At 30.9% G+C, this 14,583-nt stretch carries 16 protein-coding genes and 1 other RNA gene; 4 read left to right on the forward strand and 13 right to left on the reverse strand.

Going from position 1 to position 14,583, the window contains the following annotated elements:
- Window positions 1-77 precede the first annotated feature (77 nt).
- The 6 genes from fsa to ffs all read right to left on the reverse strand — a co-directional run bounded on the left by fsa (window position 78) and on the right by ffs (window position 3,410).
- Window positions 78-734 (reverse strand): fructose-6-phosphate aldolase, encoded by a 657-nt coding sequence (gene fsa, locus ABD766_RS13075; RefSeq protein ID WP_344817095.1) that lies wholly within the window; start codon window positions 732-734, stop codon window positions 78-80.
- 88 nt (window positions 735-822) lie between these two features.
- Window positions 823-1,035, reverse strand: a complete 213-nt coding sequence (locus tag ABD766_RS13080; RefSeq protein WP_344817096.1) for a hypothetical protein — start codon at window positions 1,033-1,035, stop codon at window positions 823-825.
- A 3-nt stretch (window positions 1,036-1,038) separates the two neighbouring features.
- Window positions 1,039-1,842 carry an SDR family oxidoreductase gene (locus ABD766_RS13085; RefSeq protein WP_344817097.1) on the reverse strand — a complete coding sequence of 268 codons (804 nt, stop codon included), beginning with the start codon at window positions 1,840-1,842 and terminating at the stop codon, window positions 1,039-1,041.
- Entirely contained in the window at window positions 1,830-2,198 is a 369-nt protein-coding gene (locus ABD766_RS13090; RefSeq protein WP_298305262.1) for a bleomycin resistance protein, read from the reverse strand. The genes ABD766_RS13085 and ABD766_RS13090 overlap by 13 nt, the downstream gene beginning before the upstream one ends.
- Window positions 2,199-2,235: 37 nt before the next feature.
- Complete coding sequence (locus ABD766_RS13095; RefSeq protein ID WP_344817099.1) at window positions 2,236-3,234, reverse strand: enolase C-terminal domain-like protein; 999 nt, start codon at window positions 3,232-3,234, stop codon at window positions 2,236-2,238.
- 78 nt (window positions 3,235-3,312) lie between these two features.
- Window positions 3,313-3,410: signal recognition particle sRNA small type (gene ffs, locus ABD766_RS13100), an RNA gene on the reverse strand.
- A gap of 86 nt (window positions 3,411-3,496) precedes the next feature.
- Between ffs and ABD766_RS13105 the strand changes: the two genes are divergently transcribed.
- Window positions 3,497-4,540, forward strand: coding sequence for a glutaminyl-peptide cyclotransferase (locus ABD766_RS13105; protein WP_344817100.1), 1,044 nt, complete (start codon window positions 3,497-3,499; stop codon window positions 4,538-4,540).
- Between the two features lie 4 nt (window positions 4,541-4,544).
- Window positions 4,545-4,784 carry a hypothetical protein gene (locus tag ABD766_RS13110; protein ID WP_344817101.1) on the forward strand — a complete coding sequence of 80 codons (240 nt, stop codon included), beginning with the start codon at window positions 4,545-4,547 and terminating at the stop codon, window positions 4,782-4,784.
- A gap of 19 nt (window positions 4,785-4,803) precedes the next feature.
- Here ABD766_RS13110 and ABD766_RS13115 read toward each other — a convergent pair whose 3' ends face one another.
- Together ABD766_RS13115 and ABD766_RS13120 are read right to left on the reverse strand one after the other, a co-directional pair.
- Window positions 4,804-5,388: a hypothetical protein gene (locus ABD766_RS13115; RefSeq protein ID WP_344817102.1), complete on the reverse strand. Its 585-nt coding sequence runs from the start codon at window positions 5,386-5,388 to the stop codon at window positions 4,804-4,806.
- Between the two features lie 117 nt (window positions 5,389-5,505).
- Window positions 5,506-6,228 carry a bacteriorhodopsin-like gene (locus ABD766_RS13120; RefSeq protein ID WP_298305247.1) on the reverse strand — a complete coding sequence of 241 codons (723 nt, stop codon included), beginning with the start codon at window positions 6,226-6,228 and terminating at the stop codon, window positions 5,506-5,508.
- Window positions 6,229-6,340: 112 nt separating this feature from the next.
- Between ABD766_RS13120 and ABD766_RS13125 the strand changes: the two genes are divergently transcribed.
- Window positions 6,341-7,225, forward strand: a complete 885-nt coding sequence (locus ABD766_RS13125) for a Brp/Blh family beta-carotene 15,15'-dioxygenase (RefSeq protein WP_344817103.1) — start codon at window positions 6,341-6,343, stop codon at window positions 7,223-7,225.
- A gap of 51 nt (window positions 7,226-7,276) precedes the next feature.
- Here ABD766_RS13125 and dnaK read toward each other — a convergent pair whose 3' ends face one another.
- Both dnaK and ABD766_RS13135 read right to left on the reverse strand, forming a co-directional pair.
- Entirely contained in the window at window positions 7,277-9,163 is a 1,887-nt protein-coding gene (gene dnaK, locus ABD766_RS13130; protein ID WP_344817104.1) for a molecular chaperone DnaK, read from the reverse strand.
- Window positions 9,164-9,291: 128 nt separating this feature from the next.
- Window positions 9,292-10,203, reverse strand: coding sequence for an EamA family transporter (locus tag ABD766_RS13135; RefSeq protein WP_344817105.1), 912 nt, complete (start codon window positions 10,201-10,203; stop codon window positions 9,292-9,294).
- Window positions 10,204-10,394: 191 nt separating this feature from the next.
- Here ABD766_RS13135 and ABD766_RS13140 point away from each other — a divergent pair, with 191 nt between their 5' ends.
- Window positions 10,395-11,819 carry an L-serine ammonia-lyase gene (locus ABD766_RS13140; protein ID WP_344817107.1) on the forward strand — a complete coding sequence of 475 codons (1,425 nt, stop codon included), beginning with the start codon at window positions 10,395-10,397 and terminating at the stop codon, window positions 11,817-11,819.
- A 58-nt stretch (window positions 11,820-11,877) separates the two neighbouring features.
- On the opposite strand, the gene ABD766_RS13145 is transcribed toward ABD766_RS13140, so the two are convergent.
- The 3 genes from ABD766_RS13145 to ABD766_RS13155 form a co-directional block, all read right to left on the reverse strand.
- The gene (locus ABD766_RS13145; RefSeq protein ID WP_344817108.1) at window positions 11,878-12,315 is read right to left on the reverse strand and encodes a hypothetical protein; all 438 of its coding nucleotides are present in this window, start codon (window positions 12,313-12,315) and stop codon (window positions 11,878-11,880) included.
- 121 nt (window positions 12,316-12,436) lie between these two features.
- Window positions 12,437-13,492, reverse strand: a complete 1,056-nt coding sequence (locus ABD766_RS13150; protein WP_344817109.1) for a DUF389 domain-containing protein — start codon at window positions 13,490-13,492, stop codon at window positions 12,437-12,439.
- 32 nt (window positions 13,493-13,524) lie between these two features.
- Window positions 13,525-14,583, reverse strand: a complete 1,059-nt coding sequence (locus ABD766_RS13155) for a porin (protein ID WP_344817110.1) — start codon at window positions 14,581-14,583, stop codon at window positions 13,525-13,527.

Below are 14,583 nucleotides of genomic sequence, written 5' to 3' on the forward strand. Positions count from 1 at the left end.
AATAAAAGGCGATTTTCATAAGAAAATCGCCTTTTATACATATGCTTTCGCACTGCTTACTGAGCACTGAAAACTGCTTACTTATTTCCCTTCTCGAAATCAGCAATAAATTGAGCTAATCCGATATCTGTTAAAGGATGTTTTAATAATCCTAAAATGGCTGAAAGTGGTCCAGTCATAACATCAGCACCAATTTTTGCACAATTTACAATATGCATAGTGTGACGAACAGAAGCTGCAAGAATTTGAGTTTCATAACCATAGTTATCATAGATTTCTCTAATTTCTTGAATCAAGTTCAAACCATCAGTAGAAACATCATCTAAACGACCAATAAATGGCGATACAAATGTTGCACCAGCTTTAGCCGCTAATAATGCTTGTCCAGCTGAGAAAACTAAAGTTACATTGGTTTTAATTCCTTTATCTGTAAAATATTTACAAGCTTTAACTCCTTCTTTAGTCATAGGAAGTTTTACTACAATTTGAGGATGTAAATCGGCTAATTCTTCACCTTCTTTTACCATTCCGTCGTAGTCAACAGCATTTACTTCGGCACTTACTTCTCCATCAACAATGTTACAAATGTCTACGTAGTGTTTCAAAATGTTGTTTTTTCCTGTAATTCCTTCTTTAGCCATCAACGAAGGATTTGTTGTAACACCATCAAGAATTCCAAGTGATTGTGCTTCTTTAATGTCGTTCAAATTGGCTGTGTCAATAAAAAATTTCATAATATATAGTTAAGTTGTGTTTTATTAAGGTGCAAAATTACGAATTCCTTTTTTAATATCAATTGCAAAATTCAAATGCTGAACTACATTATTCAACTTTATCATTACTATTTTCATTACTCAACTTTTTTTGATTTAACTTTTCAAGTTCATTTCTAATTTCTAAAAGTAAATCGGTAATTTCATCATGATTGTTTTTCATGTTTGCTAAATAATCAATTGCTTTTGCAATGGTTCTTATACCCTTCCAAATTATTAATAAAAAAGCAATTCCAATTGCTAACTGAATAAACTCTTTCATATCTTATAATTTATAATGATTCATTAACATTTTCTCGTAAACTTTATCAGGCAAAATTCTTTTTAAAACGATTGAAAATTTTTGCATAAAAGCGCCTACTTTATAATGAATTTTAGGATTCGAATTCTGAATAATTTTATAAATAGCTTCTGCCATTTCATTTGGATTACTTCCGCTATCAACGTGTTCATCCATTGTTTTTAAAGTATTTCCATACGGAATTTCATAAGCAGAACCTTTGATTAATGGAGCGTGGAAACGTCCTGCAGCAATATTGGTAGCAAAATCACCAGGAGCAACATTAGTAATATGAATTCCGAACGATTTTACTTCCATTCTCAAAGCTTCTGTAATCAATTCTAAAGCACCTTTTGATGCGGAGTAAATTCCTCTGTAAGGCAATCCCATATATCCAGCAATGGAAGTGATATTGATAATCAATCCTGATTTTTGCAATCTCATTTGTGGTAAAACCGCTTTCATCACTTCAATTGGTCCAAAAAGATTGGTTTCGAAGTTGTTTTTGATTTCTTCTGTCGGAATTTCTTCAATCGGTCCTGTAATTCCTACTCCAGCGTTATTAATAACAACGTCTATCCTACCCGATTTTGAAATTATTTCTTGAACAGCTTTTTGAATACTTTCAACATTTCGAACATCCAAAGCAATCAACGGAAAAACCGAACCTTGAATTCGCTCAGGGTTTCTACTTGTTCCATAAACTACAAATCCTTTGGCATGAAGAAACTCTCCAATAGATTTTCCAATTCCTGAAGAACCTCCTGTAATTAGTACTACTTTTTCCATAAATCTTGTCCGAATTGAATCATATAACTGTTATTATCATATATAGCAAACTCACGCATTCCCCAATCGAAATCTTCAATATCGTAAGCTACTTTTACTTTGTCTTTCAAATCATTCCACAAAGTATCAACATCGTCAGTTTTAATATAAAATGTTCCTGAAAAATAAGGTCTTTCAAATGGTGTGTGTTCGTTTGGTTCGGCAATCATAATTTCACATTCGTCTTTACTGACGGCTGCCCAACCCCATTCTTCACTTTGATTTCCGCAAGTAAATCCTAAAATATCGCAATAAAAATCGACAGTTTTTTGTAATTCTTTGGTCCAAATCATTGGAACTATTGGCTGAAATTTCATTTTAAAATAATTATGGTATAAAGATAGAAATTCTAATTTAGATAATAGAAATTCCAAATCCTGGTTTTTCAGAAATTTGGATTGTACCATTTACAATTTGACTTCCTTTTGCAATATCGTTAGCAACTAAATTAGCTCCATCCAAATCGGCAAAATCACATAATGGTGCTAAAACCGAACCAGCAGAAATACCAACAGATGATTCTGTCATACAGCCAATCATAATTTGATACTTCAAACTTCTAGCCTTTTGAATCATATCCAATGCTGGAGTTAATCCACCACATTTTACTAATTTGATATTGATACTTTTAAAATGAGGTTTCAATTGTTCTAACGAAGTTATATCTTGACAATCTTCATCCGCCATCCAATTGGAATGCAAATTAGCGTTTAAAATTTCATAATTTTCTTGACCTTTTTTCATAGGTTGTTCCAAGTAAGAAAACTTTTCTGAAGCGATTTCATTTTGCAACCAAATACAATTTTCTTTATCAAAACTTCCGTTGGAATCTAACGCAATATCATAACTTAATTCAAGTAAAGATTTAATCTCACTTTTATTGAAATGATTGCACTTTACTTTAAATTTATTCCAAGAAGATTTCTTTATTTTCTGAATTTGATTTTCAATAGAATCAACACTTATAGTTATTGACGATTCAGGAAGTTGATTTATTTCTATCGCATTTAATTCTAAAAACGATTTGTTCTCTAGTTTTCCAAATAAATCCCAATAAGCACAATCTAATGCCGAACGCAAGAAACTTGGCAAGTCTAAAGTCAATAAAAAAGTATAAAATTCAATAGGATGATTTATCTTTTGAAATTCAATTTGTTCTTTAATTACTTCTAATTTTTGAACAAAATCTTGTAAGTTTATTTGATAATAATCAATTGCGGTACATTCACCATAACCAATTGTATTGTGATTTTTCAACGAAACAATTAGTGCTTCTCTAAAAGTATAATTTCCATAAGAAATAGAGAAAGTTTCCTTTAATTCTAATCGAACTATTTGCCAAGATAAATTCATTAAAGGAGCGTTGAAGTTAATTTGTTTAATTACAAACAAATATAAAAAATAAATTCCGAAACGAGTTCGGAATAAAAAGATGGCAAGCGACCTACATCGCACCGCTACAACCACATACCTTTGCTATGTTCCCATCCTGGAGGATTCTGCAGGAGCTGGTCGTGTAGGACTTGCCGATGCAAAGATACAATCTTTTTATATTTTTGCAAGAAATTAACATCTTAAATAATACATTTGTATCTATAAATAGAATTAAAATCAGATGAAAAATTATAAATCATTAGCTGTCATTTTATTAGCCGGATTGTCTTTCAGTTGTAAAACTACTGATGAAGATTTTTTTACCATAAATGAGAGCAAAATAAAAGCTCAATACACTACCGAAGATATATTAAATCTTGAAGTTGATAATCCCAAAACTCAAAAAATTGATAGTGTTGTTTATACCATTAATGATAAAAAAGTAGGTTCAAGCAAAAGTAATTCTAGTTTTTCGTTTCCTTTAAAAAATCAAAAATTAGGATATCAAAATATAAAAGCTGCTATCCATTATGATGGTGCTACCGAACTAGATTCGACAAGAATTGAAGTTATTTCAAATTTGGAACCTAAAATTCTAAAATTCACACTTATAAATACTTATCCTCATGATAACAAAGCTTATACACAAGGATTAGAGTTTTATAATGGTGTTTTATATGAAGGAACTGGACAAAGAGGAGAATCTACTCTAAGAAAAACGAATTACAAAACAGGAAATATTGATCTAAAAATTGATTTAGAACCTCGCTTTTTTGGTGAAGGAATTACTTTCTTAAACGATAAAATTTACCAACTTACTTGGGAAGAAACTACCGCATTTGTTTATGATGCCAAAACATTGAAAAAAATAAAAGAGCTTCCTTATACTAAAAAAATTGAAGGTTGGGGATTAACTAATGATGGTAAATATTTATATCAATCTGATGGTTCTGAAAAAATTTATAAGTTAAATCCGGAAGATTTGAGTGTTGTTGATTATGTGAATGTATATTCAAAAGATACCAAAGTAAAAGAACTAAACGAATTAGAATGGGTTGATGGAAAAATTTACAGTAATGTTTACCAAAAAAATGCCATTGTAATTATAAATCCTACAAATGGTGTTGTAGAAGGAGTTATTAACTTGGCAGAATTAGAAGGTAAAACTACACCAATCGCAGAAAGAGATGTCCTTAATGGAATTGCCTATAATCCTGCGACTAAAACCTTTTTTGTCACTGGAAAAAATTGGGATAAAATGTTTGAGATAAAAATAAATCAATAAACTGATGAACAATAAAATGCCAAAATCTTGTCAAGAAAATTGGCTAGAACTTTCACCAAACGAAAAGGTTAGATTTTGTAATTTGTGTCAAAAAAACATATTTGACCAAACTACAGAAGGATCAGAATCTAATGAAATAATGTGCATGCGTTATGCTACTTCAGAAAACCATGTCAATAAAAAGTTTTCTCATAAGATAAAACAATTCATACTTTCAAGAATAAAAAAAAACCGAGCTCACTAACTCGGTTTTTTAATTTTTTTTATTTTTTCTTTGAATTTACAAACTCCATTTTCGTGGCATCATAAATTAATTTATTTTCTTGCGTTTTGTTTTTTTGAGTAATAGTTCCATCTGCATTTAGAGTAAACTCAAACCCTTCTCTTCTCATTCGCTCTTGGGTTTCTGAAGCATTTTTTAATCGATCAAGGAATACTTTTTCAACAATATGATTTGTTAGTTGGGTGTTGTAAAAAACTTGTTTCTTAGAAGTTATTTCATAAACATTAGAATAAACAGTTGTAATATCTTCTGTTTTTAAATCGGTTTTATTTAACGTTTTTTCTGTCCAAGACAATAGATATAATTTTACGCCACTAGCAGTAAATGATTTCAATTTGACATCAGTTGGAGTGAATTTTGCATCAGCAGGTTTTACGACAATAGCATCTTTACCATCAATAGTCAATTGAAAATTACCAGCTTTAACTTCGGCTACCAAGTTATCAACTTTGGCTAAAACTCCTTTAGAAGTTGCAACCGCTTTTTTAACTGTAGATTTTTTCTTTTGAGAATAACTTGTAATGCTACAAAGAGCAATTAATGTAAATAAAACAAAATTTTTCATAATAGTGTTATGGTTTAATAGGATAGCAATATACAAAAATATTTATTTAGTATATGTTAAATAAAAAAACCGCCTTGCTATGGGAACAAGACGGTTTCAACCAATAAAAACTTAAAACTATTCTTTTGTTGATTTTACTGCTAGGTTGTAAATTACCAAGCCAAAACCAATTTTGTTAATAGCATCAGCAATGTTGTAAGCAACATCAACATTTCCTTTTCCTAACAATCCTGTGTACCAACCGTCAGTTCCTAACATGTATCCTAATGGATAAATTGCCCAACCAACAAGTACAAACCAACATAAGATTTTGTGTGATGCAAGAACTTCTCCTCCAGCAGCAGCAGCTAATTTTGATGCTTCTCCTAACCAAATTTCGTATACAATAGCGAAATAAGCTATTCCAGAAACTAATCCCCAAATCCAAGCATTACCTGGATCTACAGCTTCACCAAAGTATCCTGTAACTAACATCACTAACGAATAAATAATCATTTTCCATAATAATGATTGTTTAGCGCCAGCAATTTTCAGAATTAAATAAAACTCTAAACACATCAAAGGAACGGTTAAAACCCAATCCACATAACGGAAAAAAGTTGGTGATTCTCCAAAACTTGCCCAATAATCTCTCATGTAGAAATAGTGAACCGCTGCAATAAAGGTAATTAAACCTGAAACTAAAACTGAAACACGCCACTTCTTATCAAACTGACTTAATGATAAAAAGAAAAATGCTGATGCAGCCATCATGGCCATGCATCCAATAAAAAATGTGAATCCAACATAGTCAGTTGGCAACATTTTAGAAACCAATGAAATTGATAATAAATTTGACATAGTATAAAAATTTAAGTTATTTGTTTAACCAAATTTAAAAAACAATAAACAAAAAAAATAAAAGTGTTTAACATTTTTTACATATCTTTAAACAAAATTAATTACAAATATTATGTCACATTCCAACAAGATAGCCATATTAATAAGTTTTTTTGCCTTGTGGATTAATATGTTTTTTTCTCACAAGTATCAACAAGTTATTGGATTTGTAGTAATATTCTTATTCGGAATCCTACATGGAGCCAATGATTTATCATTATATCAAAAAATAAATGAGAAAAAAAATACTATTTCTCTAAAAAAAATCATTCTCTATTATATTGGTGTTGTAATTTTAGGTGCATTACTTTTTTATAGTTTTCCAATTATGGCTTTGGTATTGTTTATACTTTTCAGCGGATATCACTTTGGAGAGCAACACTGGAACAAACTTAAAGATAAAGGAAACAATACAATACTAACAATCTTTCAAACTATATATGGATTGTTTATTCTCTTTTTATTGTTTCAATTTCATGAGTTGGAAGTCAAACAAATTATTTTTCAAATCTCTAAGACTTCAATTGAATTGTTAGATTTCAGAATGATAACATTAGTAATAGGAATACTTTTGATAATTTCTGGTTTTTTACTTAACAGAAAAACTACTAAATTCAAATCAGAAATAATTCTAAATATCTTTTACCTATTAGTATTTGCAATTGTATTTAAAACAGCTGATTTAATTTGGGCCTTTGCCATCTATTTTGTGGTATGGCATAGTTTTCCTTCTATCAAAGAACAAATTCAATTTTTATATGGAAGTTATAGTTTTAAAAACTTCAAACGTTATTTTAAATCTGCATTCATCTATTGGATAATTTCACTCTTTGGAATTGCCATTTTATATTTTCTTTTTAAGGATAAAGAAATTTTTAATGCTTTGTTCTTCTCTTTTCTAGCAGCAATAACTTTTCCGCATACAATTGTAATAATCAAAATGCAAAATAAAGCATAAAAAAAAACCGAGCTATTTCTAACTCGGTTTTTAAATCTATAATAAAATTTATTATTTTACTTCTTCAAAATCAACATCTTGAGTTTGATCACCACTTGCATCAGCTTGTGGTTGAGCTTCTTGAGTTTGACCTTGGTCACCTTGAGCGTACATTGCTTCTGTAGCAACTTTCCAAGCAGCGTTTACATTGTCAAGACCTTTTTGAATTGCTTCTAAATCTTGATTTTGGTGTGCCATTCTCAATTCCGTTAAAGCTGATTCGATTCCTACTTTATGATCGTCAGATAATTTATCACCAAGTTCTTTCAATTGACTTTCTGTTTGGAAAATCATACTGTCTGCCTCATTTAATTTATCAGCTTTTTCTTTAGCCAATCTGTCGCTTTCAGCATTCATTTCAGCATCTTTTTTCATTCTTTCGATTTCTTCTGCTGTTAAACCAGATGAAGCTTCGATACGAATATCGTGAGATTTACCTGTTCCTTTATCAGTTGCAGAAACTTTGATGATACCATTAGCATCAATATCAAAAGTAACTTCAATTTGAGGAACTCCTCTTGGTGCTGGTGGAATTCCGTCTAAGTGGAAACGACCGATTGTTTTATTATCTGCAGCCATTGTTCTTTCACCTTGAATAACGTGAATTTCAACACTTGGTTGATTGTCAGCAGCTGTTGAGAATATTTGTGATTTTTTTGTTGGAATGGTAGTGTTAGACTCAATTAATTTAGTCATTACATTACCCATAGTTTCAATTCCTAATGATAAAGGTGTAACGTCTAATAACAATACATCTTTTACATCACCTGTTAAAACTCCACCTTGAATAGCAGCTCCAATTGCTACAACTTCATCAGGATTAACTCCTTTAGATGCTTTTTTACCAAAGAATTTTTCAACTTGTTCTTGGATAACTGGAATTCTTGTAGAACCTCCAACTAAAATCACTTCGTCAATATCTGAAACAGATAAACCTGCATCTTTTAATGCTTTAGCAACTGGTTCCATTGAACGTTTTACTAAAGTTTCTGACAATTGCTCAAATTTAGCACGAGTTAATGTTTTAACTAAGTGTTTTGGTCCTGAAGCCGTTGCAGTAACGTATGGTAAGTTAATTTCTGTTTGAGTTGAAGATGACAATTCAATTTTAGCTTTTTCAGCAGCTTCTTTCAAACGTTGTAATGCCATTGGATCTTTACGTAAATCAACACCTTCTTCAGTATTAAAATCGTTTGCCATCCAATCGATGATTACTTGGTCAAAATCATCTCCACCTAAGTGAGTATCTCCATTTGTAGATAATACTTCAAAAACTCCATCTCCTAATTCAAGAACTGAGATATCAAATGTACCTCCACCTAAATCGTAAACTGCAATTTTTTGGTCAATTCCTTTTTTATCTAATCCGTAAGCTAATGCCGCAGCAGTTGGCTCATTGATGATACGCATTACTTTTAAACCTGCAATTTCTCCTGCTTCTTTCGTAGCTTGACGTTGTGCATCGTTAAAGTAAGCTGGAACAGTGATAACTGCCTCTGTAACTGTTTGACCTAAATAGTCTTCAGCTGTTTTTTTCATTTTTTGAAGTGTCATTGCTGACAATTCTTGTGGTGTATAAAGTCTTCCGTCAATATCAACACGTGGTGTATCGTTATCTCCTTTAACAACTTTATAAGCTACAGTCGATGCTTCTTTAGCACTTTCTGAGTATTTATTACCCATAAAACGTTTAATTGACGCTATGGTTTTAGTAGGATTTGTTACCGCCTGTCTTTTTGCAGGGTCACCTACTTTAATTTCGCCACCTTCTACAAATGCAATTACAGATGGTGTAGTTCTCTTTCCTTCTGCATTAGCAATTACAACTGGTTCTCCACCTTCCATAACTGACACGCAAGAATTGGTTGTACCTAAATCGATACCAATAATTTTTCCCATTTTCTTAATTTTCTATTTAATGTTTTTATTTAGTTTTTCAACTTGATTGTGATATGACAATGATTGTGCCAAGTGGAATTTGAGAATAAATTGTCAGTTTTACACATATAAATATGACAAGTTGACATTTATTTTTTAAAGTATACGAACTCTTTTTGTCTTAAAGTCAATATTTGTTTGATATTAAAAACAACTATCGACAACGCTATCAATGAATAAGAAATAATCTGTGCAACAGAAACCGATTCTTTAAAATAACAAATTGCAAGGAAAAAATGTATCAATGGATTGGTATACATCAATATTCCAACTGTTGAAGAATTCAATCCTTTAAGAGCATATAAATTCAAAAACAATGGGATAATCGTAAACAAAACTACTATCACTAAAAGCAAGGAATAAAATAAAGGTTCTGTTGGAATTGCTCCACCATAACTAGGATAAAATGGTAATAAGATAATGGATGCAAATACCATTTGAATCGTCAAGATTAAAAATTTATCAAAGTCATTATTTCTTCTTTGGGAAATAAGATATAATCCAAAGGAAAAGGCAATCACTATACTGTAAATCAAATCTTTTAAATTTCCATATGATAATATTATACAACTAATTACACATAATAAAACCGCAAACCATTGCCAATAATTGATTTTTTCTTTCAAAATTATGAAAGCCAAAACAGTGGTAATAATTGGACAAATTATATAGGCAAACGAAGCTGATTGCAAACTAACATGATTGACAGCATAAATGAACAAAAACCAATTCAATACTAACAAAAATCCTCCTAAAAGTGTCATTATAATTGTAGTTCTTCGCTTTTTATTTGAAAAATTTTTAAACGTTTCTAACGAAGTAACTAAAACTGATTTTCTGAAAACAAAATTAAGCGCTAATAAGCAAGCAGTTGCAATAAAGACTCGAAAAAATAAAATATCCAATGAAGCATAATTATGCAATGGTTTTAGCGCCAAACTAAAAAATCCCCAAATAATAAAAGCAGATAAGGCAGAAAGGAAATATTTGTTGATGGGCATCTTAGTTTTTTTTTTTGCAAAAGAACTAAAAATGTGAATACAAAATTCCTAATGATATGTTATTAAATTAGATTTCTTCATTTCAAAATACATTTGAGTAATAAAGTATCAAAAACTACTATTCAAATTCTAGGATTTTTGTCAAATTATCATTTTAAACCTTATATTTGCTTTACTAATTATTACAGTTTATGGAAGAATGCATCTCGGTTTTTGATATGTTAAAGATTGGTGTTGGACCATCAAGTTCTCATACACTTGGACCTTGGCGTGCCGCTGAACGATTTTTGGCTGAATTAAATCAAGAAAATTTACTAAACACTACAACTCGAGTTAAAGTAGATTTATATGGTTCACTATCATTAACTGGTGTTGGTCACGCTACTGATTTGGCAGTAATGTTAGGCTTGAGCGGACAAGACCCAGAATATATTCCAGTTGAGAATATTGATAAAATTATAAAATCAATTAAATCAACACATAAACTCAAATTGGGAAATCAGCTTTTAATTTCTTTTGATGTTGAAAAAGATATTGTTTTCAATAAAAACTTTTTGCCATTTCATGCCAACGGAATGACTTTTACAGCATTTACTTCTAACAAAGAATATACTTCTACCTTCTACTCTATTGGTGGCGGATTTGTAGTGAAAGAAGAACGTATCAATGCTAAGAAAAAATTAGAAATTAAATGTGCTTTTCCGTATCCAGTTCAAAATGCTCAAGAATTATTAGAATATTGCAATTCTTTAAATAAATCTATTTCGGAAGTAGTTTACGAAAACGAAAAATCGATGCGTTCGGAAGAGGAAATCGATAAAGAGTTAATGCGTATATGGAATACCATGTTAGAATGTATGTACATTGGATGCCACAGCGAAGGTATACTTCCTGGCGGATTGAATGTACGTAGAAGAGCTTTTGATATGCACCAAGGTTTGATTGGTTTATCCAATTATAATTCGCCTCAAGAATGGTTAGAATGTATTCGTAAAACCGAAGTTAAATTCCGTCAAATTCTAAAATGGGTTTCGTGTTTTGCCTTGGCAGTAAATGAAGTAAACGCAGCTTTAGGAAGAGTTGTAACAGCTCCAACCAATGGAAGTGCTGGCGTAATTCCTGCTGTTTTGATGTATTATTTGGTTATAGAAAATCACGAAGCTGGCGAAAAAGAAATCAAGCAATTTTTGATGGTTGCAGGAGAAATTGGAAGTATTTTCAAAAAAGGTTCAACTATATCAGCAGCAATGGGTGGTTGTCAGGCAGAAATTGGAGTTTCAAGTGCTATGGCAGCAGCTGCGTTGTGTGAAGTTATGGGTGGAACTCCAGATCAAGTACAAATGGCAGCCGAAATCGCAATGGAACATCACCTAGGTTTGACATGTGATCCTATTGGTGGTTTGGTTCAAATTCCGTGTATAGAAAGAAATACTATGGGTGCCATTAAAGCCATAAATGCTGCCGAATTAGCTATGGAAACCGACGCAAAAAATGCTAAAGTTCCTTTGGATAAAGTAATTAATACAATGTGGCAAACAGCTAAAGACATGAATTCAAAATATAAGGAAACTTCAGAAGGTGGCTTGGCAGTTGCCGTGAATGTTGCCGATTGTTAAGCATAAAAAAGGAGATGAAAGTAAATCATCTCCTTTTTAATTTAAATAGTAAAGTAACTTATTTGATATATACTTCAATATTACCATTGGCATCTTTTAATTTTAGTTCACTCAACGTATGATTAACAATATCTTGAGTAGTGGTAACACCATCAATAACTTTAGTCAAATTGTTATTTGATCGCGAATAAATACCTAAATCTGTGAATAATGCACAAGGATCAATTGTGGAGTCATAGTTGCCTTCTTCAACGGTATTGTCCGATTTTAATTGCATAAAATCTTTTTCGCAACCCGCTTGATTTTGAGGTGCAGAAATCAATGTTTCCACTCCAGCTACAGTTGTTCCTACTTGATTAATCTTCCATTTTCCTGTTAAAGGAGCCAATGTTTCTCCGTCATTATCATCATCACTACATGAAATTGTGAAGAAACCAAAAACAGCAACCATCATCACCAATACTAAACTTCTACTTTTTAGACTAACTTTTCTCATAACATTTTATATTAATTTGTTAATGAAAAAGTTAGTTGTGCAACGTTCAAACAATATTACACTTTAAATTTAAAAAATTGTATAATTAAATTAAACTAAAAATAATCTTTTGTATTAAAAATTAATTTTTCAATTTTTCAATTTCAGATTTCAATAACTCAATTTCAGAATTTAATTTATCGAACTCTTTTTGATTGGTTTTTCCTGCTTCAATAGTTTGATAAATTCTAATTTTTGAATCTTTTAAATCAGTTTTTTTAAGTTTATTTTCAATTGAATTTTGCAATGAATCATCATATTTTTCAACCGTTACATCAACTTCAATTACTTTAGTTTTATTATCAATTTTGGTCTGAACCACATGATATTTTGAATCAATTTCATTGGTTACAAATTGGTTTGCTTTCGATAAATAAATATTTGTTACAGCAAAATTATAAGCTAAATACATTGCAGGAATTATTGCAAGAAAAATCAAAACTCCAAACCAACTATTTACATGCTTTACATTTTCCTTAGAATGTGGACTGAATTTTAAATACTTGACAATAATATAACTTCCAACACAGATAAAAAGAGCATTGATGAAGTAAGTATAAAGTCCGCCAACAAAGTATTCCCATTGCAAGGTCGCTAATCCGAAACTTGCTGTACAAAGTGGAGGAATACATGAAGTTGCTACAGCTACTCCAATTAAAACTTGTGTTCCATTGTGACGAGAAATAGCTATAAATCCTGCCATTCCACCAATAAAAGCTAATAAAACATCAAATATAGTTGGATGTGAAAAGGATAATAATTCATCGGTTGCAATGGCATAAGGCGTTATTAAATAGTAAATTGTTGCAACGAATAAACTTATAAGTACAATTCGTAATGCATTTTGGATACTAACTTTTAACAAATCTAAATCAGAAACTCCTAATGAAAAACCGATTCCAAAAATTGGTCCCATCAATGGTGAAATTATCATCGCACCAATAACAGCCGCTTTCGAATTAATGTTTAATCCAATGCATGAAATGAATATCGCAAAAGCAAGAAGCCATAGGTTTTTCCCTTTAAAAACAACACCTTCTCTTACTTCTCTGTCGGTTTCTAGTTCATCTTCCTGACTTCCTTTTAAGTCAAAAAGTGAACGGAAATAGCGCTTTATAATTTGAATTCTTGTACTCATTTAAAATCGTAGAATGAAACGCTAATTTAGAATTAAAACTCAAAACTCAAACTAGTTGTCAAAAAGAAATTGGAATTAACTAAATCAGAACCTTTGGCAAATACTTCTTTCTTACTATCAAAGTAACGAGCTTCTGTTCTTAATTTCACTTTTGAATTAGGTAAATAATCAAAATTTAACGAAAATCCAAGAGTTTTAAATTCGTCATTTGTGGCAATAATCACATTCTTTTCATCTTGGTAATATTCGGTTCTAAAAGCCGTTTGCCACTTTGGATTTATTGAATATTGGGCAATAAAAACAGGACTTAACCAAGATGCAGATGAGTTATTTTTTGAACTTAAATCTTGCAAACCATAATCAAAACCTGCAATGGTTCGCCATTTGTCATTCCATTTTTTATCAAAATATAAATTACTGAAATAACGCATAGTATAATCAATTCCATTAAACTCTTTTCCTACGAAAGTGCTCCAATTTAAAGTGGAATTTGCAGATGATTTATAAACAATTTGAGTTCCTAAAGATGGTGCAACATCCTTTTGAGGTTTGTTGATTCGTTGCCAACCATTGGTCAATAAAGCAGCAAAACTCCATTTGTCTGATGGTTTGTAATTGTATTTCACTCCTGTCATAAAATAAGGCGAATTTTCAGCTAAAATAGAACGTGTTAAGGTTAAATTAGTTGCCGTTGTTGAAGATTCAAATCCTAAATAACTTGGTAAAATTCCAACTTCGATTGAATGTTTTTTTGATTGATCTAGGTACAAACCCACATAGGCTTCGCTTATATATTTTATCTTTTCGTTGGCATAATTATCGTCAACATAAGTTCCTGATTGTAAAGACAATACTGCATAAGCATTTTCATATTCCACTTTTGAACGTAGTAATACAATATTGATATTAAACTCATTATGACGATTGTAATTGTACATAAATGGCAATTTTGAATCGTTTAATGGTTGATTAAAATCATAGGAATAGTAAGTTTCTACAAATCCTGAAAAAGTAGTTTTTAGTTCACTCTTTTCTTGAGAAAATAGTTGACTGAAAATAAGTAGTGTTAAAATTGTAAATGTATTTTTCAT

The organism is Flavobacterium cheonanense, from assembly GCF_039539185.1.
Taxonomy (GTDB): Bacteria; Bacteroidota; Bacteroidia; order Flavobacteriales; family Flavobacteriaceae; genus Flavobacterium; species Flavobacterium cheonanense.